The sequence below is a fragment of the Pseudomonas sp. Q1 genome, assembly GCF_009935975.1.
GTDB classification, from domain to species: Bacteria; Pseudomonadota; Gammaproteobacteria; order Pseudomonadales; family Pseudomonadaceae; genus Aquipseudomonas; species Aquipseudomonas palleroniana.
This window is the reverse complement of the sequence record NZ_QODI01000001.1, coordinates 21,268-45,379: the sequence shown is the minus strand read 5'-3', so window position 1 is coordinate 45,379 and position 24,112 is coordinate 21,268. Positions and strand designations below refer to the sequence as shown.

The 24,112-nt window shown below is 61.8% G+C and carries 17 protein-coding genes; 7 read left to right on the top strand and 10 right to left on the bottom strand.

The window, feature by feature from the left end:
• Positions 1 to 156 precede the first annotated feature (156 nt).
• The 6 genes from DK870_RS00155 to DK870_RS00130 all read right to left on the bottom strand — a co-directional run bounded on the left by DK870_RS00155 (position 157) and on the right by DK870_RS00130 (position 13,075).
• Positions 157 to 411, bottom strand: a complete 255-nt coding sequence (locus DK870_RS00155) for a DUF2789 domain-containing protein (protein WP_161547582.1) — start codon at positions 409 to 411, stop codon at positions 157 to 159.
• Between the two features lie 9 nt (positions 412 to 420).
• Entirely contained in the window at positions 421 to 1,032 is a 612-nt protein-coding gene (gene cysC / locus DK870_RS00150) for an adenylyl-sulfate kinase (protein WP_161547579.1), read from the bottom strand.
• On the bottom strand, positions 1,016 to 2,530 hold the full coding sequence (locus DK870_RS00145) for a TolC family protein (protein ID WP_090367642.1): 1,515 nt from the start codon (positions 2,528 to 2,530) through the stop codon (positions 1,016 to 1,018). The genes cysC and DK870_RS00145 overlap by 17 nt, the downstream gene beginning before the upstream one ends.
• A 41-nt stretch (positions 2,531 to 2,571) precedes the next feature.
• Positions 2,572 to 10,461 carry an Ig-like domain-containing protein gene (locus DK870_RS00140; RefSeq protein ID WP_161547576.1) on the bottom strand — a complete coding sequence of 2,630 codons (7,890 nt, stop codon included), beginning with the start codon at positions 10,459 to 10,461 and terminating at the stop codon, positions 2,572 to 2,574.
• Between the two features lie 50 nt (positions 10,462 to 10,511).
• Entirely contained in the window at positions 10,512 to 11,375 is an 864-nt protein-coding gene (locus DK870_RS00135; protein WP_104995143.1) for a sulfotransferase, read from the bottom strand.
• Between the two features lie 86 nt (positions 11,376 to 11,461).
• A complete protein-coding gene (locus DK870_RS00130; RefSeq protein ID WP_161547573.1) occupies positions 11,462 to 13,075 on the bottom strand; it encodes a glycosyltransferase family 39 protein in 1,614 nt (537 codons plus the stop codon).
• A 201-nt stretch (positions 13,076 to 13,276) separates the two neighbouring features.
• Here DK870_RS00130 and DK870_RS00125 point away from each other — a divergent pair, with 201 nt between their 5' ends.
• Positions 13,277 to 13,864, top strand: coding sequence for a phage tail protein (locus DK870_RS00125; RefSeq protein ID WP_161547572.1), 588 nt, complete (start codon positions 13,277 to 13,279; stop codon positions 13,862 to 13,864).
• Positions 13,865 to 13,915: 51 nt separating this feature from the next.
• Positions 13,916 to 14,224, top strand: coding sequence for a hypothetical protein (locus DK870_RS00120; RefSeq protein WP_060755488.1), 309 nt, complete (start codon positions 13,916 to 13,918; stop codon positions 14,222 to 14,224).
• Here the strand turns inward: DK870_RS00120 and DK870_RS00115 are convergent.
• From DK870_RS00115 to DK870_RS00100, 4 genes are read right to left on the bottom strand one after another with little or no spacing between them, the layout of a single operon-like run.
• Complete coding sequence (locus tag DK870_RS00115; protein ID WP_060755487.1) at positions 14,200 to 14,715, bottom strand: GNAT family N-acetyltransferase; 516 nt, start codon at positions 14,713 to 14,715, stop codon at positions 14,200 to 14,202. The two genes, DK870_RS00120 and DK870_RS00115, sit on opposite strands and share 25 nt — an antisense overlap.
• Before the next feature lie 13 nt (positions 14,716 to 14,728).
• On the bottom strand, positions 14,729 to 16,825 hold the full coding sequence (locus DK870_RS00110; RefSeq protein ID WP_161547569.1) for an HlyD family efflux transporter periplasmic adaptor subunit: 2,097 nt from the start codon (positions 16,823 to 16,825) through the stop codon (positions 14,729 to 14,731).
• A complete protein-coding gene (locus DK870_RS00105) occupies positions 16,825 to 18,144 on the bottom strand; it encodes an efflux RND transporter periplasmic adaptor subunit (RefSeq protein ID WP_161547566.1) in 1,320 nt (439 codons plus the stop codon). The genes DK870_RS00110 and DK870_RS00105 overlap by 1 nt, the downstream gene beginning before the upstream one ends.
• Positions 18,141 to 18,911 carry an efflux RND transporter periplasmic adaptor subunit gene (locus DK870_RS00100; protein ID WP_104995139.1) on the bottom strand — a complete coding sequence of 257 codons (771 nt, stop codon included), beginning with the start codon at positions 18,909 to 18,911 and terminating at the stop codon, positions 18,141 to 18,143. The genes DK870_RS00105 and DK870_RS00100 overlap by 4 nt, the downstream gene beginning before the upstream one ends.
• 163 nt (positions 18,912 to 19,074) lie before the next feature.
• On the opposite strand from DK870_RS00100, the gene DK870_RS00095 reads away from it, so the two are divergent.
• From DK870_RS00095 to DK870_RS00075, 5 genes are all read left to right on the top strand, one after another.
• Positions 19,075 to 21,231, top strand: a complete 2,157-nt coding sequence (locus DK870_RS00095) for an outer membrane assembly lipoprotein YfiO (RefSeq protein ID WP_161547564.1) — start codon at positions 19,075 to 19,077, stop codon at positions 21,229 to 21,231.
• On the top strand, positions 21,228 to 21,929 hold the full coding sequence (locus DK870_RS00090) for a DUF3142 domain-containing protein (RefSeq protein ID WP_161547561.1): 702 nt from the start codon (positions 21,228 to 21,230) through the stop codon (positions 21,927 to 21,929). Before DK870_RS00095 ends, DK870_RS00090 begins: the two co-directional genes overlap by 4 nt.
• An 81-nt stretch (positions 21,930 to 22,010) precedes the next feature.
• Positions 22,011 to 22,736: a hypothetical protein gene (locus tag DK870_RS00085; RefSeq protein ID WP_161547558.1), complete on the top strand. Its 726-nt coding sequence runs from the start codon at positions 22,011 to 22,013 to the stop codon at positions 22,734 to 22,736.
• Positions 22,737 to 22,762: 26 nt separating this feature from the next.
• Positions 22,763 to 23,437, top strand: a complete 675-nt coding sequence (locus tag DK870_RS00080; RefSeq protein ID WP_372241625.1) for a hypothetical protein — start codon at positions 22,763 to 22,765, stop codon at positions 23,435 to 23,437.
• 8 nt (positions 23,438 to 23,445) lie between these two features.
• Complete coding sequence (locus DK870_RS00075; RefSeq protein ID WP_232965934.1) at positions 23,446 to 24,105, top strand: protein phosphatase 2C domain-containing protein; 660 nt, start codon at positions 23,446 to 23,448, stop codon at positions 24,103 to 24,105.
• Positions 24,106 to 24,112 lie beyond the last annotated feature (7 nt).

The window sequence follows — 24,112 nt, the reverse complement described above, 5'->3', positions numbered from 1 at the left end:
ACAAATTTGCGGATGGGTGGCGGCCTGGATTATCGCCGCGCCGAAATAGCCATAACGCAGCAAAGACAGCTATCAACCTCAGAAAAAGTTCACTTACACGATTACAGGCCAGTTTTTTCAACCCACATCAGATTTTTTCAACTTTTCACGTTTTTGCTAAGTTTTTTGCACCCCTCTTCCGCCGTGCAGCAGAAGATTCAATTCATCCACCACCTCAGCCCAATCCGCGTCATCCAGAATTTCGCTGCGCAGAAATTGCTTCTGGTTGTCGGTCCAGAAAAACGCATCTTCCAGTCTCTGGTCGCGCTTGAGCGGCGAATGCACCGCCACGAATTTCTCGATACTCACCGGGTCATCCGGCAGCCCAAGTTGCTTGAACAATGACGGCAAGCTATGCACTGGCGATTCCATGGGAGCCTCCTAAAAAGACGATTCCCCAGAGTCTAGTTCAGGCGCAAGCCACGCCAACAGCCGCTCGACGCACTGTTGCGCCGACAGCACGCCGGTATCCAATACCAACGAGGCGTGCAACGGTTGTTCGTACGGCGAGCCAACCCCGGTAAACCCTGGCAACTCCCCACGCCGTGCACGGGCGTAATGCCCTTTGGGGTCACGCCCTTCGCACACCGCCAGCGAGGCGCTGCACCAGACTTCCCGATAATCGGCAGCCAGGCGTTCGGCAAACACCGCACGCAGTTCGGCCAGAGGCGCGATCATCGCAAGGATCACGATTTGCCCGTTGTCCACCAGCAGCGCCGCGAGTTCGCTGGCGCGGCGGATGTTTTCCAGACGGTCGCTGTCGGCAAAGCCCAGGTCTTGGTTGAGGCCACCGCGCAAGGCGTCGCCGTCGAGCACCAGGCTTTGTTTGCCTTGCTCGAACAGCGCCGCTTGCAGGCCCTGGGCCAGGGTGGATTTACCCGACGCCGGCAGGCCGGTGAGCAAGATCGCCACACCGCGATGCCCATTGCGCGCCTCGCGTTGACGGCGCGTGATGCTCGCCGTCGGCGCCACCAGGTTACTGGGCGACGGCACGCGGCACCGGCGTCGTGATGTTGCCCGCAGCCCAGGCTGACTCACGGCTGGCCAGTGCCGTAGCGATGGTTTGCACGCGGTCGGAGTCCAGCTGTTCAGGCAGCGGGTCAAGCCCGGCGCTGGCGAAGATCTGGCCGTAGGCGTTGCGCAGGTCAGCGTAGGCCAGGTCGCGACGCAGGTCCGCCTGCAAGGTGTTGAGTTCGCCCTGGATCAGGTCAAGTTCGCCGAGCCCTGCGGCCTCATGTCGGTTGCGCAGCTGGGTGAGGATTTGCCCATCAATGTTGGCCAACTGTTCGTTGGTCTTGAACTGGCGTACCGCGTCCTGATAGTTGGCGTTGGCCACGTAGATCTGCGCCAGCACCGCGATGGACATGGCCTGGCGTCGTGCAGTGGCGACTTCCTCACCGGCCTTGGCCACATCGATGGCGGCAGGTGCGGAGATCACGTTGAACAGATTCCAGGTGACCTTGGCGCCGTAGTCAGCCCAGCGGTTGTCGGTCAGGAACGAGTTGCTGTCGTAATGCCCCCCGGCTGAAAACTCCAGGCCCGGCAGCAGGCGCAGCATGGCTTTGCGGGTTTCGGCGGCGCTGATACGGGTCTGGTAGTCCTGCTCACGCAGTTCCGGGCGGTTGGCCAGGGCTTCCTGTTCCAGGCTGGCCAGGTTGACCTTCAACTGCGGCACGCTGTAGTCATCCGGTGTGGCCAGCTTGAGCTCGCTGCCCATGGGCAGGTTGATCAGCGTGGCCAGTTCGGTCTTGGCCAGCGACAACGCGCGGCGCTGCTCCTGCAACTGGCGCGTGGCTTCGATCAGCGAGCGCTGGTAACCCAGCGCCTGCACCGGGTCGCCGATACGCTGTTCGCTCATGCTCTGGCTGTTGGTCTGGGCCTGGTCGACCCGTGCCATCAGGCTGTCGATCTGGGTCAGCAAGCGTTCGGCCGCTACCGCGCGCCAATAGGCCGAGCGCACATCCTGCACGATGGTGTTGATCACCTTGCGCCGACGCTCCTGGATGATCAGGCGCTGGTCGCCCTGCTGCTTGGCGCTGATATAGCTGACGCCAAAGTCGAGCACGTTCCACACCATGGTCAGGTCGGCTACGCGGCGGTCGCGGTCCTGGGAAGTCGACGGCTCCAGGGATTGGGTGCCAGTGCGCACACTCTGGCTGCTGGAGGCGTTGGTGTTGTTGCGCCCGGCATAGCCTGCGGACAAGGCCATGCGTGGCAGCATGTCGAAGCTGGAGAGGTCGGATTGGCGTTTGGCCAGCGCCTCTTCCATCACCTTCAAGCGGCCTTCGAGGTTGTACTTAACCGCACGGGCCATGGCCTGGTGCAGGGTAAGCGGGCCATTCAGCGGCTCCTGGCCTTTGTACATACCTTGCAGATCGCTACGGGCTCGCTGCTCACTGACACTGCGTTCAATCGGTTCACTGGTGACTGCACAACCGCTGATCGCCAGCGCCAGCAGGCTGGCGCCGAACAACTTATGACTTGTTTTCATCCTTGGACTGCCCCTGTTACTGCGCCTGGAGTTAAGTATGTTCAAGCCTGCATTTCGCTGATGCCGACTTGTTGCAGTGCGTGCGCCAGGTCCATCACCTGGCGCTGTTCTGTGTCTTTGAGCTGCTGCAATTGCTGGCCGAGGCTCGGCGCGCCAAACACGCCGCGCAGCCCCTGGGCCGGGTCGCCCTGGCCGTTGATCGGTTTGCTGTCGAACGCTTTGAGGGTGCTGTCATCGCCGTGGGTTTCATGGCTGAACAGGCTCGACAAGGTGCTTGAGCCGAATACCCCACCATCGCCGCCACCAAAACCCAGGAAACCGTTGGCACTGCCGTCACCGGCACCATCGGTGCCGAACACCTGGGCGATATAGCTGGGTGCCAGCGCGCCGTTGTGGATAAAGATGCTGCCGACCGGTGGCAAGCCTGCACCCAGCTGACGTTGCTCGAACAACGGCGGGAAGCCGATAGGTGAGCCGAGGTTGCCCAGCGGCGCGCCAAACACGCTCGGCTGCAACGGAGCGTTCGGTGCGCCTTGAGGCGGTGCCGGGTTGGTGACGCGGAACAGTGGGTCGCCAGTCAATGCCACGGTATTGATCGCGTAGTTATTGGAGTTGGCAAAACCACTGCCCACGTTGCCCGAAAGGTCACTCACCAGGCGGTTATCGAGGGTAATGAAGTTGCTCGGATCGTTGAGATTGGCCGTTGGCGTCAGTGTCGCCGTCCAGGTCTTGCCGCCGTCGCTGGTCGCCAGGTTGGACAAGGCGCCGTTGGCCACACTCAGGTCATCCAGGCTGAAGCCACTGACTTTCTCGCTGAAGGTGAACGTCACGACAGTGGTCTGGCCGACGGTCAGGCTTGGGTTGGCAATACTGATGGTCGCAGTGGGGCGTTCGCCATCGATCGCGTAGTTATTGGAGATCGCAATGCCGCTGCCGGCGTTACCGGCGGCGTCGTTGACCTGGCTGGCATCCAGCACGATCAGGTTGGTTGCGTCGGTGATAGCGGCCGTCGGCGTCAGGGTGGCGGTCCAGGTTTTGCCGCCGTCCTGGCTCGCCAGGTTGGACAGCACGCCATTGGCCACACTCAGTTGCGAGAGGTCGAAGCCCGTCACGGCTTCACTGAAGGCGATGGTCACCGTGGTGGTTTGCCCGATGTTCAGGGCGCTGTCGGCCACGGAAATAGTCGCGGTGGGACGCTGGGTGTCGATGGCGTAGTTGTTGGAATCGGTGGTGCCGCTGCCCGCGTTGCCTGAAGCGTTCTGCACGCCACTGTTGTCGAGGGTGATCAGGTTGCTGGTGTCGGTGATGTTGGCCGTTGGCGTCAACGTCGCCGTCCAGGTCATACCGCCATCACTGGATGCCAGGTTGCTCAGGGTGCCATTGGCCACGCTCAGATCGGCAGTGGTGAAACCGTTGACCGCCTCGGAGAAGGTGATGGTGACTCGAGCCGTTTCACCCTGCTTGAGTGCGCTGTGGTCGACCACGATGTTCGCCGTCGGCCGCACTGTATCAATGCTGAAATTGCCCGAAAGGGTGACACCTGTGCCGGCGTTGTTGGCCAGGTCGGTAACGCCCGTGTTGTTCAGGGTGATCAGGTTGGTGGTGTCATGAATGTTGCTGGTCGGGGTGAAGGTCGCGGTCCAGGTGATACCGCCGTCCACACTGCTCACCGCCGACAGTGTGCCGTTAGGGACGCTCAAGTCGTTGTTGTCAAAACCGCTGACCGCCTCACTGAACGTAATGGTCACCAACGAGGTTTGGCCAATGGCCAACGTCGGGTTGGCAAGCACAATGCTGGCGGTCGGCGCCTGGGTATCGACGCTATAGGCATTCGACTGGGTAATACCCGCGCCACTGTTACCCGCAAGGTCATCGACTCCGGTGTTGTTCAGCGTGATGACGGCTGCAGCATGCGTCACACCAGCGACAGGTGTCAGGATGGCGGTCCAGGTGATACCCCCGTCGGCACTGCTCACGTTGCTCAGCGTGCCATCGGCGACGGTCAGGTCGGCGTTGCTGAAACCGCTGACCGCCTCGCTGAACGTGATGGTCACCAACGACGTGGCGCCGATGTTCAAGCCGTTATTGGCAACGACGATGGTCGCCGTTGGCCGCTGGGTGTCGATAGCGTAATTGTTGGAGTCGGTGGTGCCGCTGCCGACGTTGCCCGAGGCATTCTGCACGCCGCTGTTGTCCAGCGTGATCAGGTTGCTGGTGTCGGTGATGTTGTTGGTCGGCGTGAAGGTCGCCGTCCAGGTAATCCCTCCGTCGCTGCTGCTCACCGCCGTCAAGGTGCCGTTGGCAACGGTCAGGTCGGCGTTGGTGAAACCGCTCACCGCCTCGCTGAAGGTGATGGTCACCAACGAGGTATCGCCGACTTTCACCGCGTTGTCCGCCACCACGATGCTCGCGGTCGGCCGTACGGTGTCAATGGTGAAGTTGGCCGAGTTGGTGATGCCTGAGCCCGCGTTGCCGGCCAGGTCGCTGACGCCCGCATTATTCAGGGTGATCAGGTTAGTGGTGTCGCGGATGTTGCTGGTAGGGGTAAAGGTCGCCGTCCAAGTCACACCACCATCGGCGCTGCTCACGGTACTCAGAGTGCCATTGGGCACGCTCAAGTCGCTGTTGTCGAAGCCGCTGACGGCCTCGCTGAAGGTTATCGTCACCCCAGAAGTCTGGCCAATGGCCAAAGTCGGGTTGGCGACCACGATCGTGGCGGTGGGCGCCTGGGTGTCGATGTTGTAGGCATTCGACAGCGTGCTGCCCGCACCGCTGTTCCCGGCCAGGTCGTTGACGCCCGCGTTGTTCAGCGTAATGACGTCACCCGTGTGGCTTACACCCTGGGTGGGCGTCAAGTTGGCGGTCCAGGTGATACCTCCGTCGGCACTGCTCACGTTGCTCAAGGTACCGCCGGCGACGGTCAGGTCGGCGTTGCTGAAACCGCTGACCGCCTCGCTGAACGTGATGGTCACCAACGACGTGGCGCCGATGTTCAAGCTGTTGTTGGCCAACACGATGGTCGCCGTTGGCCGCTGGGTGTCGATAGCGTAATTGTTGGAGTCGGTGGTGCCGCTGCCGACGTTGCCCGAGGCATTCTGCACGCCGCTGTTGTCCAGCGTGATCAGGTTGGTGGCGTCGGTGATGTTGTTGGTAGGCGTGAAGGTCGCCGTCCAGGTAATCCCTCCGTCGCTGCTGCTCACCGCCGTCAAGGTGCCGTTGGCAACGGTCAGGTCGGCGTTGGTGAAACCGCTCACCGCCTCGCTGAAGGTGATGGTCACCAGCGAGGTATCACCGATTTTCACCGCGTTGTCCGCCACCACGATGGTCGCGGTCGGCCGTACGGTGTCGAGGGTGAAGTTGGCCGAGCTGGTGGTGCCTGAGCCCGCGTTGCCGGCCAGGTCGGTGATGCCGGTATTGTCCAGGATGATCAGGTTAGTGGCGTCCCGGGTGCCGACGTTCGGGCTGAAGGTAGCCGTCCAGGTCACGCCGCCATCGGTACTGCTCACGGCACTGAGCGTGCCATTGGGCACACTCAGGTCGCTGTTGGTGAAGCCGGTCACCGCCTCACTGAAGGTGATCGTCACCAGTGATGTTTCACCGGCTGTCAGCGCCGAATCAGCAACCACAATGGTCGCGGTCGGCCGTTGGCTGTCGACGGCGTAGTTGTTGGAGTCGGTCGTGCCGCCGCCGGCGTTGCCGGCCAAATCGGCAATGCCGGTGTTATCCAGGGTGATCACATTGCTGGTATCGGTGATACCGGCCGCCGGGGTGAGCGTCGCGGTCCAGGTGATGCCACCATCACTGCTGCTCACCGCGCTCAATGTGCCATTGGCAATCGTCAGGTCGGCATTGGTAAAGCCGGTGACCGCCTCGGAGAATGTCACCGTCACCAACGAGGTCTGGCCGATACCCAGGGCGGTGTCCGTCACCACGATAGTTGCGGTTGGGCGCTGGGTATCGATGGCGTAGTTGTTGGAGCTGGTGGTACCACTGCCGGCATTGCCCGAAAGGTTGCGTACGCCGCTGTTGTCGAGGGTGATCAGGTTGGTCGCGTCGGTTATGGCGCTGCTCGGCGTGAAGGTCGCCGTCCAGGTGATCCCCCCATCGCTGCTGCTCACCGCCGTCAAGGTGCCGTTGGCAATCGTCAGGTCGGCATTGGTGAAACCTGTCACCGCCTCGCTGAACGTGATCGTCACCGCAGAGGTTTCGCCAATTTTCAAAGCGCTGTCCGCAACAACGATGGTCGCCGTGGGCAGCACGGTGTCGACCGTGTAGTTGGCCGAACTGGTGGTGCCCGAGCCCGCGTTGCCGGCCAGGTCGGCGACACCGGAGTTGGCCAGGGTAATGACGTTGGTGGCATCGCTGACACCGACCGTCGGCGTGAGGGTAGCGGTCCAGGTGATACCGCCGTCGCTGCTGCTCACCGCCGTCAAGGTGCCGTTGGCGATGGTCAGGTCAGCGTTGGTAAAACCGCTCACGGCCTCACTGAATGTGATGGTCACCAATGTGGTTTCACCGGCGCTCAGCACCGGGTCGGCGATGACAATAGTCGCCGTCGGCCGCTGGGTGTCGATGGCGAAGTTATTGGAGTCTGTCGTGCCGGTGCCGGTGTTGCCGCTCTGGTCGCTGTAGCCGGTGTTGTCCAGGGTGATGTGGTTGGTGGCGTTGGTGGTACTCGCCGACGGGGTGAACGTTGCGGTCCAGGTAATACCGCCGTCACTGCTGCTCACCGCACTCAGCGTGCCGTTGGCGATAGTCAGGTCGGCATTGGTGAAACCCGTGACGGCTTCGCTGAAGGTCACTGTAACCAGCGAAGTCTGGCCAATCGCCAATATCGGGTTGGCGACCACTATCGTGGCCGTCGGGCGCTGGGTGTCGATCGCCACGTTATTGGAGTTGGTCGTGCCGCTGCCGGCGTTGCCTGCCAGATCCTGCACGCCCGTCTTGTCCAGCGTGATGTGGTTGGTCGGGCTGGTGATACTGGCTGTCGGGGTGAAAGTGGCGGTCCAGGTCACACCGCCGTCACTGCTGGAGACAGCGCTCAAGGTACCATTGGTGATCGTCAGGTCGGCGTTGGTGAAACCGCTCACCGCCTCACTGAAGGTAATCGTCACCAGGGAGGTCTGACCGATAGCCAGGGTAGTGTTGGAAAACACAATGGTCGCATTCGGTCGCAGCGTGTCGACGGCATACGCGTTGGAACTGGTGGTGCCACTGCCGGCGTTGCCTGCCAGGTCGGCGACCCCGGTATTACTCAAGGTAATCACGTCACCGCTATGGCTAACCCCAGCGCTTGGCGTCAGGGTGGCGGTCCAGGTGATGCCGCCATCGCTGCTGCTCACCGCGCTCAGCGTGCCGTCGGCGACGACCAGGTCGGCGTTGGTAAAGCCGGAGACGGCTTCGCTGAAAGTGATGGTCACAAGAGAAGTGCCACCGATGTTCAGCGCTGGGTTAGACACCACAATGCTAGCGGTGGGGCGCACGGTGTCGACGCTGTAGTTATTGGACGTGGTGACGCCGGTGCCGGTATTGGTCGAGGCGTCGGTGTAAAGCGTGTTATCCAGGGTAATGACGTTGGTACCACTGGTGATCCCGCCCGTCGGTGTCAGGGTCGCTGTCCAGTGGATGTTATCGCTGGTGGCCAGGTTGCTCAGGGTGCCGTTGGAGGCCGTCATGTCGGCCAGGCTGAAGCCGGAGACCGCTTCGCTGAAGGTGATGTTCACCACGGAGGTGCCGCCGATATTCAAACCCGTGCTGGCTACCGCAACCGTGGCGGTCGGCCGTACCGTATCGACGGTGTAGTTATTGGAGGTAGAAGTCCCGCTGCCCGCCAGGCCATTCGACACGCCGGTGACACCGGTATTATCCAGGACGATATGGTTGGTCGCGCTGGTCACGCTCGAATTTGGGGTGAACGTCGCCGTCCAGGTGACGCCGCCATCACTGGAACTGACAGCGCTCAAGGTGCCGTTCGACACGGTCAGGTCAGCGTTGGTGAAACCGGTGACGGCCTGGCTGAAGGTAATGGTCACCAACGAAGTGCTGCCAATGTGCTGGGCCGTGGTGGTGACGACAATGGTTGCTGATGGCGTTGGTGCGTAGGCGGTGTTCAGGGTGCCGCCATCATTGAAGATATTGTTCGTGGCCGCCACGGTAGCGCCCGTGCCGCCTCCGCCCGCCGCCTGGCCGCCGGAGCCGCTGCCACCAACGTTACCGCTCAGGGCCGCGAAGTTGGCGGCGGTCATCAACAGCGTGCCTTTGTTCCAGATCGCGCCGACGCCTTTGCCGCCCGCACCGCCCGGGTCGGCACTGCCACCACTCCCTCCACCGCCGCCGCCGCCGCCACCGGCCGCGATGTTATTGGAAATCACCGAAGTGCCGACAACGGTCAGGGTGCCGCTGGTGGCGTTGTAGATACCGCCACTGGCCGAGGCACCGGCACGACCCGGCCTGTCCCATCCAGAGCCGCCACCACCGCCGCCGATACTGATAGTGCCGTTGTTCGCCGTGCCGCCGCTGCCACCGTTACTGTAGCCACCGGCGCCCACACCGCCTGCGCCACCCACGCTGCTGCCACCCCTGCCGCCCATGTAGGTAGGGCTATAGGAGCCGCCCGTGCCACCGGTGTTGGCGCTACCGGAGGTCCCGGCGTATACCCCCGTACCAGTGCCGGCGATACCGCCGTGGCCTCCGACCTGCCCACCAAGCGCACCGCCGCCACCGCCTCCACCACCGACCGGGCCACCGGCATAAGGCGCGGTCACCCCGCCACCGCCACCGCCACCCGAGGCGGCATTACTGGTCACCGTGACATTATTCAAGGTCAGGTTACCGAAGTTGACGATACCGCCGCCCATCGCAGCTGTGCCGTCGACACCTGCCTGCGCGCCATTCCCGACCGCCAGCCCTTGGGTGATGACCAGGCCATCGAGTGTCGCGGTCACCCCATTATTAACTCTCAGCACCTGGGTCTTGTACTGCCCGCTGAGGGTAACGTCCGCCACGCCGTCGTGGTTCAAATCACCCGCAACCGTGACATTCTTCGTGATCACCAGTTGAGAGTTCAGGTTAACCGTCATGCTTGAGTTGAACGTCACGGTATCGCCCGTCACCGAATCGCTCAGGGCTTGGCGCAATGAACCGGCGCCACTGTCGCCGTTGTTGGTCACCGTAATCGTGGCCAAGCCGTACTGGTACGCCGACATCGCCTGGTACGACAACGCGGTGTGGCTCTCGATGGAGCCGGTGGCAATTTCCAGCGTCCAGTCGCCGCCCCCGCCGGTGCGGTTGGTGGATGCGGCAATATCCCGGCCCGTCAATTGCGCGAGTGAGTCGACAAAGTTCAGCCCCTGGGTGCCCTGCGCCGTGTTGCAGGCATAGATCAGGATGTCGCCACCCACATTCATGTCCTGGCCGATCTGCGCCAACACTTCGCTGCGAGCCGCAACGTTGTCGGCCGACAGATAGGTACTGCCCAGCCACAGATCACCGGTGTTGCCGTGAGCGATAATCTGCACCGAACTCACGCCCTGATGGCTGCCCAGGTAATCGGCCATCTGCTGCAGGCCGTCCTTGCTCGCATCCAGTTGCACGACCTGAGTGCCGGGAGCAGCCCCCTTGAGCAGGTCGGCGGAGTCCTTGACCCGGGCGTCGACGAACACCACGGTCTGCCCCGGTACCGCCACGGGTGCCGGTGTCGCCGGCGCATCGGTTTGGCCATGGGTGTCTTTACTGACGGAGGCATGTTCGGCCGTCGGTGCCTTGGCCGCCGCATCGGCGGTGGCGTGGCTGTCAGCCTGGGCGGCATCGGCTACGGTGGCCGCGACCGCACCGTCAAACAACATGCGCGGCTCCAGGAACATGATCATCGGCGTCGCCAGGGTGTTGGCGCCTGTCGTTGCCTGCCGTGCCTTACCTTTGCTCCACCACATGTTGCTCACCCGCTTGTCGAATGCAGATACCCGCTATGAAAAAACCGCGATCAATTGATCACGGCATCGGCTTTAGTGCGAATCACATTGGCGGCGCTCAGGCTCCCATCCCGCCAGAAATCCATATGCGCGAACTGCTCGAAGAGGTCGGGCGGCAGGATCGTACGCCGAGGTTGCAGCGCGACCTTGGGTTTGACCCGGTGCAACCCTCTGACGCCCAGCGCCTCGTCGAAGTCCGGTGCGTCGTAGCTGAGGTTGTCGAAGTCATGCTCGAACCACGGCTCGCCGATGAATGCGTAGACCAACCGCATCACGCGCTCCGGCGCCTGGGACAGCAGGTCGTAGTCGACGATCAGCATGGAACCGGCGTTTTCGCCGTAGTAAGCCTCTTTGAGGGCCGACCAGGCATAACCCACCAGGCGATTGCGCTGGCCGAGGGTTTCGACGCGGCTGTACACGGTGTTGCGCTCGATATCGTCGTTGAACAGTTTGGTGTTCTCAAACGGATTGGCGCGGTAAAGGCGTTCCAGGCTGTCCATGATCCACGCGACATTGCGCACGCAGGCGATGACCTTGGCCTGGGGGAACAGGTCGTGCAAGGCAGGCATGCGCGCGCACCACTGGCGGTTGGTGTCGAACACCACGGGGGTGGAGGGTTTGTCGCCGTAGTAAGCATCAAACAGGCCGCGCAACAGGCGACGGCGGGTGTCCGGATCAATGACCGAGCCAAACTCGCTGCCGGCGCTGCACTGCGCCAGCACGCCATTGAACAGCGTCCCTACGGGGCTGCTCATGCCCGCGCGAAAACGGGGGTTCTGCAGCAGGATCGCAGAAAGTAAGGTCGAGCCGGAACGCGGCAGACCGGAGATAAAGTGATAGCGCAATCCTTTCACCACTTTGTAGGACAAATCCATTTATGCCCGAAGCGTAGCTGAGGATTGCGGTGCTCACTAGTGGTTATTTGCCACTATTTAGACATTTTCTTAATGCCAATTCGCAATTAGCGGCAGCCCTCAGGCTGCGAAGGCTCTGGCCCGCGACACAGGACAAACAGGCGCGCTCTTGCGCCGCCGCCATCCTGGCGCATGAGTTCGCGCCAATCGGCGGGTATCGGGGCGAAATCATCCGGCGGCTCGGCACTGCTGATCAGCCACACGCGGCGGGTATCCGCCGGCAATGCCGACAGGCGGTCGAGATAAATGCGCCCACCGTCCTGGTCCACCAGGGTGCCAAAGCCGTAGGCGGTCGGCCGAGTCGGTGTACCGTCGGCTTTGGGTGGCGTGTAGAGCTGTAGTTGGGCGTCGGTCTGGTCGTAATACACGTAGCTGAGGTACCACAGCATGTCACTGAGAACGATGCGGTCGTCTTCCTGATAGTTACGGTTGACGAACTCCACCGGCACGTTGAATTGGTCATGCTCGTCCACGGTGGCGTTGTTCTTCACCCCCAGCAGTTCCACGCTGACAAACAGCACCAGGAACGCGACGCCCCAACGTGACAGCCGCTTGGGCAAACGGTCGATGGCCAAGGCCACCATGATCGGCAAGCCGAGGGCATACACCGTGAGGTAGCGCTCGATAAAGACCGGGGAAATAAACGACACCGCGTACACCAGCAACAGCGGCAGCAGGAAAAACATCGCCAGCAGGCCCGCCGGCCGATGGGCCTCACGATCACGCCAGGCGGTCGCAACCACGACGCCAATCAGCAACAGCGGAAACAGCCAGAACAACGGTTTCCAGAAATCGATGCCCTCATCCTGGAGCATGAACTGCCAGACCATCGACGGCACGGAGATCAGCGTGACCGGGTCTTCCCAACCGATATCGCCGCCGACCTTGAGCTGTTCAACGTGTTGGGTCAGGTCCAGCAGGTTCGGCAACCAGGGCAGGTACAGCGCCACGATCAGGGTATTGGCGCACCACCACGAAGGGCGCAGGATCAGACGCTGGCCCGGCGCCTGGGTCGCGCACAACAGCCCCAGGTAGGACCAATGCACCAGCACACACAAGGCTGTGAAGTAATGGGTATAGAACCCAGCCACCATCAGCAGCACGTAGGCCGCCAGGTAGCGCCTGCGCTCGGGCCGGCGTACCCAGTACACCAGCGCCAGCGTGGCGGCCAGCAGCCACACGGCCAGCAGCGAGTACATGCGCACTTCCTGGCTGTAACGCACGGCAGTGGGGTACAGCGCCAGCAGCACCCCCGCCAGTATCGCGGCGCGCCGGGTGGACAGTTTCCGCGTCAGCCAGATCCCCAGGCCCACCGCGACCACGCCGGGGATTGCACTCATACCGCGAATCGACCAGATGCCATCGCCAAACAGCCCGATCCAGCCGCGCAACATGAAAAAGTACAAGGGCGGGTGCACATCATGGGCCGCGTGAAACCACAGGTCATCGATGGCGTATTCGCTCAGCAACAGGCTCGATCCTTCGTCGCCCCAGATCGCCGAGGCCGTGAGGCCATAGAAACGCACGGCCATGGCCAGCGCCAGAATCGGCACCCACCATAAACGGCTGAGCCAACCGGCACCTTCCCAAGCCGCCGACAGGCGATTGACTGCGGGAAAAACCCCCACTTTGTTGTCTTGTTCTACCACAGACCGTCGCACCTCAATTCCCCTGACACTGCCCGATTCCCGGGCAAACCCCGCCGTTGCGTCAACATGCGCCACTCTAGGCCAAAAGCCCCGGTTTCGCTCGCGGTTTCGCGACCGCCGGGCGCCGCGCATCAGCGGCGTCTACGCTCTGCGATGACGCCAGATCAATTGGCGTCACACACCCATAGAGCCATAAGCAAGGATGAACGATCCATGGAAGTATTCATCGGCACTATTCAACCGTTCGCGTTTAATTTCGCCCCTAGAGACTGGGCCTTGTGCGCCGGTCAAACCTTGTCCATCAGCCAGTACCAGGCGCTGTTCGCCCTGATCAGCACCACGTACGGCGGCGACGGTGTGCAGTCCTTCAAGCTGCCGGATTTGCAGGGGCGCTTGCCCATCGGCCAAGGCAACGGCGCGAACCTGTCGCCGCGAGTCATCGGCGCGTTCGCCGGGGTCGAGAACGTCACCGCCACCCTGGCCAACCTGCCGACCCACACACATGGCACCGCGGCCTTCACTTCCACCACCACCGTGCAACTGACCAGTGTCACCAGCAACCCGGTCACGGTCCCCACTGCCGCCAACGCGTTTATCGGCGCTTCCGGCCCCGGCCCGGGCAGCGCGACGATCTACTCGGACCAACAGGGCGCCAACCCGGTGACGCTCAAAGGCGTCAGTACCACCTTGACCGGCACCATCGACCCCGCCGGCCAAGGCCAGGCCATGGCCACGATGAACCCGTTCCTGGTGATCAACTTCAGCATTGCGCTGAACGGCATCTTTCCGTCCCGCAGCTAAGCCCCTGGCCGAGGCCCACGGGTCTCGGCATTTCCCAAGTGGAGCCGCCTTATGCTGAACCTGATGACCCTCAATCATTTCCAGCCTTTGTTGAACCAGACCAGCGTGCTTTACCTGCCCGATGGTTCTGCACTGCCCATCCAGATCCAACGCCTCACTCACGCCCCCAAGGCCAGCTTGCCTGGCGGCTCACGCACGGCGTTCAGCGTGTTGCTCGAAAGCCTCGTACCGACCGATTTCGTCGACGGCCTCTGCCGCCTGCCTCTGGGGGACAGCTGCCTGGAAAACGTGTTCGTATCCCGCGAACCCGCGATGGGCCGCGACACCCAGCGCGGTTATTTCTGCATCGTTTTCAACTGAGACGGGTACCACACCAGGCGCTGCGCGGCGGGTGTCTGTTCCTCCACCTCAAACCCCAGCGCCAGATAATGCTGGCGCGCATGGGGGTTACTCGCCCACACCACCGTCGCCACCGGGCAACACACTTGGGCAGCGGCCTGCTGCACCCCTTGCAACACCGCACGACCAAAGCCTTGCCCACGGGCGGTAGGGACGAAAGCCAGGTACAACACACGGATTTCAGCAGGCCCGAAGTCGGCGCTCAACGCACCGATGGGCGTGGCCAGTTTCTCGATCACATAATGCAGGGCGCCGGGAAAATGCTCGTCCATCCCTCGTTCCTGCACCTGGAACTGCTGGGCAATCACCGCCTCCACCAACGCTTGCTCGCCATCGATCCATTGCAGATCCGCACGCGCCGAACGGTAGAGGCTCTGCAAAAACGGCCCATCGCTGCTGCGTGACGGGCGGACCACCAAGCCCTGCGCCAGGGCGCCATCCTTGTTCAACATCGTTCAACTCCTGTCAGAACCCGCTTTCTCGCACCCCCAACGCTGCCGCCCGACGCCAGGCGACGCCCAGCACCGACTCACTGCGCCCTTGCAATACCACCACGCCGCGCAGGGGCTGGCGGGGTGTTTGGATCGGTTGCACGCTTTTCAACCGCGCGCCGTACTGGGCCTGGACCGGCTCCGGGCGCTGGTTTTCATCACGGCGTACGGCGATTGGCCCATGGTGGTCGGAGGTGAGTGACTCCTGGTCCAGGTAGGCCACGCCATTGGTGTCGATATCGCTCAATTCGACAGGGATAGCGGCATGCATCGGGTCATCGGCGATAAAGCGCCCGGTGGCGCCCGGGGCTACCCGCCACAACTCTGCCTCGGCCAGGTAACCCCGCAGGCGTGCCCCCTCTTCCACCACTTGCGCGAGCGAATCCTTGGGCGACAGCCAACGGCCCACGCTCAATTGCGGCAACACATCGCGCACCGTGCCTGCATGGGGTGCGCGCAACAGCAACCGCTCGCGCTGGGCAGCCAGGCCTCGGTATTCGGCCAGGGCCTGGGACAGACGCTGATCGTTGATCCCGGCATCTGCCGCCGTTTCAGTGCGCCCGGCCTGGCGACGCATCTGCAACTGCAGAATCTCCACTTCACGGCGCACGATGCTTTGTCGCGCTTCCAGATCCGGCGACTCCAACTCGAACAATACCTGGCCTTGGGTGACGGCCTCGCCATCGGCCACCCGTACCTGCTTGACCCGCGCCGCCACGGGCGCATGCAATGCGCTGGCACGTCCGGCTTCGAGCATGGCCGGCAACTCCACGGCGCTGCGCCACGGCACCACCAGCGCCAGCAGCAGCAACAGCAGGCCCAGGCTGCTGAGCAACACCCGGGGGGCATGTGCCTGGGTGCGACGACTCCACCATTCGCGCCACTCCTTGAAGACCGGCAAGCAGATGAACCACACCAGTTCCACCAGCATCAGGAAGATCCCGAGCAGCTTGAAAAACAGGTGATACACCGCCAGCGCAATCCCGAGGAACAGCGCCGCCCGCCACAGCCACGCCAGGTAACCCCACCCCAGCAAGCGTCGTTGCATCGTCGGCGACCACGGCTCCGGCGCCGGCTCGCCATAACCGAACAACAGTTCGCGCAGGCGCCAACGGCACAGTGCAAAAGCGCGGCCTTGCAAGTTATCCACGCCCCACCAGTCACTGATCAGAAAATAACCATCAAAGCGCATGAACGGGTTGAGGTTGATCGCCAACGTGGTCAGCCAAGTCGCGCTGGCCAACATGAACGCCGCCGTGCGCGCCGGACCGTCGGGCAACAACGACCATGCGAGCAGGGCAATGCACGCCAGCAACAACTCGGCCATCACCCCGCCGGCTCCGATCATCAACCGCGCACGGCGATCATTGACCCGCCACGCGTCGCTCACATCGGTGTAGAACATCGGCAGCAACACCATGAACGCCACGCCCATGCTCTGCACCCGGCACCCGGCGCGCTTGGCCATGAAGGCATGGCCGAATTCATGGCACAGCTTGGCGAAAAACAACGCCACACCGAATGCCAGGGCGCCGCCGAGGCTGAACAGGTGCGGGAAGGTCGCCAGGAAACGCTGCCAGTCGCGTGCGACCAGAAACACGCCCAAGCCCAGGATGATCGGCAAGCCGTAACGCAACAATCCCGGGCCAAAGCGTGCCAGCCAAGGCCATACACGGTTGAGAAACGCATCCGGGCGCCACAACGGAATGCGGAAAAACAGGTACTGATGCAGCAACACCTGCCACAGGCTGCGCTTTTGCGCGGCCGCTTTATAGGGGTAACTCGCCCGCTGCTGCGGGTCGAAGGCGGCGATCAGGTCATGGGCACGCAAAAAGTTCAGCAGCTCCTCCACTTCGCGCCCCTCCAGGGGCAAACCCGGTTCGCGGTTGGCGGCCTGCAGGACTTTTTCCGGATCGCCCAGCGACCAGTGACGCAACAAACGAATCGCGCTGGCGTCAAGTTTGAAATAACGCCCACGTACCGGGTCGGCCAGGGTCCAGCGCGGCGAGCCGTCCAACGCGGCGCCGGCGGCGGACAATTGCAGGTCTTCGCGCAGCCTGGGCAGGCTCATCAGAGACCCACGCTCTGGCGTAAGCCTGCCAGCGGCCGGCGCAGCAGGTACAGGGCCAGCGGCGCCCGCTCTCCATAGAGTTTCGCGGTACCGCGCAGGCCGATACGGGGCGGCGCATCATCGAATTGCGCATCGAGGCGATAGGCCAACTGCCCACCCGGTGTGGGCTGCGCTTCATAGGCGACCCGTTGCAGGGTCGCGAGGTGACGTTGCAGCGGGTCGCTGTCGAGAAACAGCGCGACCTGGGCATTGGGCGCCAAGGCAATCGCATCACCCACCGCCAATTCAATGCGCAACTCCGCCTGGGCCGGATCGGCGATCTGCAACAGCCGCTCGCCGGTTTGCACCGGTTTACCGGTCCAGCGATCGGCATCTGCGAATACGGCGATCCCGTCGCGTTCGGCGCGCACTTCGCTACGTTTGAGCAGCTCACGTGCATAGTCACGTTCAGCACGTTTTTGCTCGACGCGGGCGGCCAGCAGGTCAATCTTCGAGCTGGACTCGGCATCGGCAAAGGCACGCTGGGAATTGGCCTTGAGCTCCGCCTCGGCCACGCCCAGCGCACGCGCGGCCACATCGGCCTGGGCCGTCAGCGTGGTGCTTTCAAAGCGCAGCAACAGGTCGCCGGTTTTCACCGTCTGGTTAGGTTTGACCAGGAACTCCGCGATCACCCCATCCAGCGGCGCCGCGACGACTTGCCCGGCCAGCGGCACCACTTCGGCGGGCGCCAGCACCGACTGGTGCACCGGGATCAGCAGCGTCAGCAGCAACGCCACCACCGCCGCTATCTGGCGTTTGCGGGTCAGGCGCAAGCGCCACGACTGGCGCGGTTGCAACGCATGCCAGGCATGGCTGCAAGTGTCGCCCAGTTGCGCCAGCAGTACTTGCTCGGCCGGGCTCCACGGCGTGTCCCGCGCCAGCCACAGGCCGCCGAACACTCGGCCCTGGGGGTCAATCAACGGCAACCAGAACACATGCCCGGCCGACAGGCTCTGCCAATCGGCTTGCACCGCACCACTCAATTGCTCAGCCGGCACCACCCGTGCGGTTTGGCTCATCGCCAGCTTGTGCAACTGCGCCACCGCTTGTTCGACAAAAGCCACGAACGGCGCGTTGGGATCGACGCTGCTCACCGCCGTCACCGCCCGCACCTTACCGGCGATCAACAGGGCGGCATGGCGATAGCCAAACAGTGGTTGGCCATCGTTGACCAGGCTGTAGGCCAGTTGCTCGGTGGTACGCGCCGCACGAATCTGACGCTCAAGATCGAGAAACTGCGCAAACACGCGCTCGGCGTGGCCCGCCAGCGGTGCGTTCATTGCAATTGCGCAAAGCGGGCAGTACCGCTCATGCCTGCCAGCAGCCCGGAAGCGTTCGGCAAGGTGGCGACCAGCAGCAGTGTCTGGCTGCCTTCATCAATACGAGCACCCAGGCGCTTGACCGTGGCCGTGAATGCCTGACCGGTTTCGTCGGGAGTGAAATTGAAGGTTTGCCCGGGCTTGAGTTTGCCCATCCAGCGCGACGGCACCCGCAGGTGGATTTCCAGGCTGTGGTTATCGACGATCTCCAGCAACGGCGCCCCGGCCGATACGCTTTCGTAACGCTGGACCTTGCGCTGCACCACTTGGCCGTCATACGGCGCCAGCACGCTGCAGCGTTTGACCTGTACTTGATAAACCTGGGTTTGAGCCTGGGTCTCGGTGAGTTTGGCTTCGGCGCGGGCCACTTCAAAACGCCCGACGGAGTTGAGTGCCGCCAGTTGTTTGTTGTGGGCAAGCTCCTCACCGGCGCCACGGCTGGCGGCCTGGGCGGCATTGAGCTGGGCCTGGTAGGCCGAGCAGTCGAAGCGTGCCAGAGTGTCGCCCTTCTTGAACGATTCGCCCTCGCTGAAGGGCAACTCGACGATCCGCCCCGACAGCTCGCTGGCCAGCATTGCCTGGTCGCGGGCACGCAACACGCCACGCGCCTCGTCGGCGCCGGTCGCCGCCGCAGGGGGGTGATCCAACAACGGGTCGTCCGCCATGGCCAGTTGCGTCAGGCCCATCAGACATGAAACTCCAAACACCCAACTACGTAACGGCTCCATGCGGTAACTACTCCCTGATAATGTCGGCAGTCTAGGGCAGGCAAATCAAATTGCCACTACCGAAAACGGATAAATCTGAATTTATTGTAGGGCGCTACCGACGTCTTCGCAGGCGTACGTTATGATTGCGACCCTCCAAGGACTCAGGATCAAAGGACACGTCATGCGCATCGGTTTTCTGCCTCCTCTGGGTCTGGCGTTGCTCGCCGGCCTTTCCTTCCAAGCCCAGGCCAGCGGCGATGATTCGTGCTACCCCGACTGGCGGGTATCACGCGACAGCCTTGAAGGCTGCAGCAACCTGCCCTTCCTGAGCCCGGGCAATGACAGCCGGGTCAACCTGCGCCTGTTACTGGCAGACAAACAGGCGATGCCGCTGAAACCCAACGCACTGAATGAAACCGACCTGGAGCAAGGCTTCGGTCCGGTGCCGTTCCCGGTGTATCGCCTGACGTCCAATGACACCCCGCCCGCAGAAGCAGACGACTCCTCGGCCCCCGGGCTTGACGAACTGCTGGCGCCATTGGGCATCCAGCGCGGCGATAGCAAGGCCGCCGGCCAAGCCTTCCTCAGCGGTGAAGGCAGCCGTTGCCGCAGCAATGATGACGACAGCGCCGCGGCGTTTATCGGCCAAGTCGTCAAGGCCGACATGCCGGCGGCCGAGCGCGACGTGCTGGTCAAAGCCCGTGTGCAGTTGCTCGCCACCTGCGATTGGAATGGCCAGGTCGTGGAGCCGCAACAGATTCAGTCGCCCGAAGGCCAACTGCTGCGTACCTATCTGCAAGCAGCCGCCGACTTCTACAGCGGGCGCTTCAGCGACGCCGAACGCGGTTTTGCCGCTGCCAGCAGCAGCACCTTGCCCTGGCTGAAAGAAACCGCGCTGTACATGACCGCCCGCACATCGCTGAACCAGGCACAGGCCGAGGCCTTCGACGAATACGGCATGCCGAAGCTCGAACGTGTGGACAAGTCGGCCCTGAGCAACGCCGAAGAGGGCTTCCTCGGTTACCTGAAAACTTATCCACAGGGCGCTTACGCCACCTCGGCCCGTGGCCTGCTGCGCCGGGTGTACTGGCTGGCGGATGATACCGACAAACTGGCCGAGGCCTATGCGTGGCAACTGACCCAGGCGACGGATACACAGCGCAACGCGTCGCTGGAAGAACTGGTGGAAGAAGCCGACCTCAAACTGTTGATGGTCAATCGCAGCACCGTGCAAAACCCCATGATTCAGTTGGTCACCGACCTGATGGCGATGCGCGCCCATACCCCGCCGGAACTGACTCGCGAAGAGCTCGACGGGCAGAAAGGCGTGTTTGCCAATGAGCCGGCTCAGTTCGACTACGTACAGGCGGCCTACGCGCTGTACGTCGAGCATCAGCCCGACAACGCCTTGAAGCTGTTGCCCAAGGAAGTGCCGTCGAGCCTGGATTATTTCGCCTTCAGCCAACAGACCTTGCGCGCATTGGCCCTGGAGGAGAAAAAAGACTGGAAAGCCGCCGAGTCGCTGTGGCTGCAATTGCTCCCGCTAGCCAAGCTGCCACTGCAACGTGACCAGCTGGAATTGGCCCTGGCCATGAACTACGAACGCAGCGGCCAATTGGCCAAGGTGTTTGCCGCCGACTCGCCGATCAGCGCCCAGCAAGTGCGTTACATCCTGCTGCGCAACGTGGCCGGGCCGGACCTGCTGCGCCAACAACTGGCCAAGGCCAGTGACCCCGTGGAGCGCAACACCGCGCAATTCGTGCTGCTTTATAAAGACCTGTTGCACAGCCAGTTCGCCGACTTCGCCGCCGACTTCAAGCAACTGCCGGCCCCGGCGCCCGAAGACAAGCTGGGCACCAGCCTGGGCTACGTCTATACCTCAGGCCAGAGCCTGAAAATGTTCCAGTGGAACGGGGACAAAGCCGAATCCGGCTATGCGTGCCCGAGCATCGCGCAAACCGCAGCAACCTTGCAAAACGACGCGAAAAACCCGCAGGGCCTGAATTGCTTCGGCGAGTTCATCCTGCGTAACGGCCTGGACGGCATGCCGCTGGAACAAGCCCGCGCCGCCGGCAGCCTGGGCAGTACGGCGTCGGACTTCAAAGGCGAAACCTTCTCGCGGCTCGACGGCTACAAACTCGTCATCGCCAACGCCAAGGCTCCGAAGAACGACAAGGCCTATGCCCTATTCCGCGCCATCAACTGCTATGCGCCTTCAGGCTATAACAGCTGCGGTGGCAATGAAGTTGAACCTGCCGTGCGCAAGGCGTGGTTCCGCCAGCTCAAAACCAGCTTTGCCGACACCGAGTGGGGCAAGTCTCTGCAGTACTACTGGTGAAGCACCTGTGGCTCGGCTTGCTGCTGTTGGCAAGCCCGGCCTTTGGCGCTGTTGACGCCCGCGACTATGACGCCTTCTGGCTATGGAGCGGCGTCACGCCGCAGCCGGTGCTCAAGCAGGCCAAAACCCTGTACATCCTGCAGGGCCAGATCAACTCCACCCGCCGCGCGCCACAGCGCGGCGTGCAATTGATCGCCCAGGGCATCAGCGTACCGCGCCTCACCCAAGGCGAGGTCTGGGTGGTCTACCGTGCCCACACCTTGCATTGGCCGGAGCAGATCTACACCCAAGTGTTCGGCCAGGTGCAACGCTGGCGCGACGCCGGCAACCCGGTGGTCGGAATCCAGATCGACTTCGACGCCCGCACCCAATACCTGCACGAATACGCAGCCTTCCTGCGCGACCTGCGCCAACGCCTGCCCGCCGACCTGCGCCTGAGCATCACCGGCCTGATGGACTGGAGCAGCAACGCCGACCCGGCCGCCATCGCCCAGCTCAAGGGCGTGGTGGATGAGGTGGTGGTGCAGACCTATCAGGGCCGCCATAGCATCCCGGATTACGCAGCGTACTTACCCCGGATGAATCGATTGGGGTTGTCGTTCAAGGTGGGGCTGATTCAAGGCGGGGAATGGGAAGCACCGGGGTATTTGCAAGGGAATGAGTGGTTTCGAGGGTATGTGGTGTTTTTGCGGAATTGACAAACTTCTTGACATGGATAGCGCACACATGAAAGTTTTGTCCACAGTCCATGGACGGTGGACACTGGAATGCGAGCATGAATGAAAAGTCAAGACATTGTAATACTCTTCAAGCTGATCAGTCTGGACCTGCAGGCCAGAGGCGAGAGAGTCAAGAAGCGAGAGTTCACGCTCAAACGCGACTTTGAGGAAGCGATGCTGCTTGCACCGGAGGCATCCCCAGACTACTTGGATCACGTTCTCAATCTGCGCCTTACAGGAAATAGTGAGAAAATCGAACTTTCACCTGTAGAGAAATGGGAAGGATGGGAGGACAGCGAAGACGCCACTACTCCACCCAACCTTGAAAGCTATTCAGTCAGGGCCTTGTCGGCTTCCCTCGCACTGAGCAAGAGCGAAGTATCCAACTCGCTTAATCGCTGCCGGGAGATTGGTCTTATCTTCACCGACTTATCGAGTGGAAAACCAACCGTCAGAAACACCGCTCTACTGGACTTCGTAAAATATGCAATTCGCTACGTATTTCCCGCCAAGCCAGGCCCTATCGTACGTGGCATTCCAACCGCATTTGCCGCCCCAATAATGGCAGGCAAGATCATGAGTGGTGGTGATCTCATCCCCGTCTGGCCCGACGCCAACGGGAAGAGGAAAGGGCAGCAAGTGCTGCCTTTATTCAAAACCGTACCGGTAGCAGTCAAAAAAGATGAATTGCTCTATCACTTCCTTGCACTAGTGGACGCCATTCGCATCGGTGGTCCTCGTGAAACCAAAATCGCTGACGCCATGCTACGGGAGTGGATCTTGTGACATCGAACCGGGAAATGATGTTGCAAATGCTTGAAGAAGTCGCCGATGCGCTGGGCAGTGACCTACGCGAGCATGTAGCGTTTGTCGGTGGATGTACAACCATCTTGCTTATCACTGACGAATACACCTTAGAGTCAATTCGCGGCACGGATGATGTTGACCTAGTCATTCATCTGACTGGCACCGCCGACTGGTATCGCCTGGAAGAAAATTTGAAACCCCGAGGCTTCAAAAATACCGGCCAGGACTCCGTCACCTGCCGCCTGAGACTAGGTCATCTGAAGGTCGACTTCATGCCAACGGATGAAAAGGTACTGGGCTTTTCCAATAGCTGGTTTGTCGGCGGATTAGAAAATGCCGTCGACTACAAACTCCCCAGCGGAACACTCATCAAGACATTTGCCGCTCCGTGGTTTCTCGCCGCAAAACTACAGGCATATCAAGGACGAGGTCGGGGTGACATGCTGATGTCCAATGATATTGAAGACATCGTCGCGTTACTGGACGGTCGGGAAGAACTCATTCAAGAAGTGGCGCGAGCACCGATCGAACTGCGCCGTTTTGTAAGCGAGCAGTTTGAGGCGTTTCTGAAGTTACCCGCATTTCAGGACGTGATCCAAAGCACCGCTCAGGACTCTGATCGAGAGGCGTTGCTTCTCGAACGATTAACGACCCTGGTTGGATTCGGAGTGCCTACTTGATCCGGTACTTGAGCCTCAGCCGTCAAGGTGCTGACAGAGCCGAAAACTGCGATGTCAGCGGCTCAGCACAGAACTCGGACGCTTATCTCTACGTGATCGCCGATGGCTCCTCTAAGCCGAACAGTGGCGAATTGGCGAGAACACTGACCCGCTACCTTCTTGAGTCCTTTACCCGTGCAGCGCCCTCCATCGCATCATGTCCTGACAAGGCAATGCGGTTGGCACTTACCTTACTCGACGACGTGCATTCAAACCTTTCCCCAGACTTTCCATTTGCCTCCACCAGTTACCTGACGCTACTGGTAGTGGGGCAAACGGCCGTTTCCATTCACGCAGGGGACTGCTGCATAGGCTACTTGGACGACGATCAGCGGGTGAACTGGCTCAATGCTCCCCACTGTGGTCCCAACTGGAGAGGTGATTTGAGCCACTCAGCCATCGCCAGCAACCCCGCGCGCAAAACCCTGCTCAACTGCATGAGCCACCGTCGTGCGCATGAGCCTCACATTCAAACCCTGCAGATCATCAAAGACACAACATGGATACTGGCAACCGATGGGTTCTGGGCAGAGCTGTCAGTCGAAAACCAGATCAAGGCTATCGCTGAGCAGACCCTTGATGGGCACTCAACCGAAGATGACGCCACCTTTATGTTATTGCGGACCTAGCACACGT

Bases quoted from the DNA above. Each gene is read 5' to 3' on its own strand.
- DK870_RS00155 (WP_161547582.1), bottom strand. From the start codon at position 411: ATGGAATCGCCAGTGCATAGCTTGCCGTCATTGTTCAAGCAACTTGGG.
- DK870_RS00145 (WP_090367642.1), bottom strand. From the start codon at position 2,530: ATGAAAACAAGTCATAAGTTGTTCGGCGCCAGCCTGCTGGCGCTGGCG.
- DK870_RS00140 (WP_161547576.1), bottom strand. From the start codon at position 10,461: ATGTGGTGGAGCAAAGGTAAGGCACGGCAGGCAACGACAGGCGCCAAC.
- DK870_RS00135 (WP_104995143.1), bottom strand. From the start codon at position 11,375: ATGGATTTGTCCTACAAAGTGGTGAAAGGATTGCGCTATCACTTTATC.
- DK870_RS00125 (WP_161547572.1), top strand. From the start codon at position 13,277: ATGGAAGTATTCATCGGCACTATTCAACCGTTCGCGTTTAATTTCGCC.
- DK870_RS00120 (WP_060755488.1), top strand. From the start codon at position 13,916: ATGCTGAACCTGATGACCCTCAATCATTTCCAGCCTTTGTTGAACCAG.
- DK870_RS00115 (WP_060755487.1), bottom strand. From the start codon at position 14,715: ATGTTGAACAAGGATGGCGCCCTGGCGCAGGGCTTGGTGGTCCGCCCG.
- DK870_RS00110 (WP_161547569.1), bottom strand. From the start codon at position 16,825: ATGAGCCTGCCCAGGCTGCGCGAAGACCTGCAATTGTCCGCCGCCGGC.
- DK870_RS00105 (WP_161547566.1), bottom strand. From the start codon at position 18,144: ATGAACGCACCGCTGGCGGGCCACGCCGAGCGCGTGTTTGCGCAGTTT.
- DK870_RS00100 (WP_104995139.1), bottom strand. From the start codon at position 18,911: ATGGAGCCGTTACGTAGTTGGGTGTTTGGAGTTTCATGTCTGATGGGC.
- DK870_RS00095 (WP_161547564.1), top strand. From the start codon at position 19,075: ATGCGCATCGGTTTTCTGCCTCCTCTGGGTCTGGCGTTGCTCGCCGGC.
- DK870_RS00085 (WP_161547558.1), top strand. From the start codon at position 22,011: ATGAAAAGTCAAGACATTGTAATACTCTTCAAGCTGATCAGTCTGGAC.
- DK870_RS00080 (WP_372241625.1), top strand. From the start codon at position 22,763: ATGCTTGAAGAAGTCGCCGATGCGCTGGGCAGTGACCTACGCGAGCAT.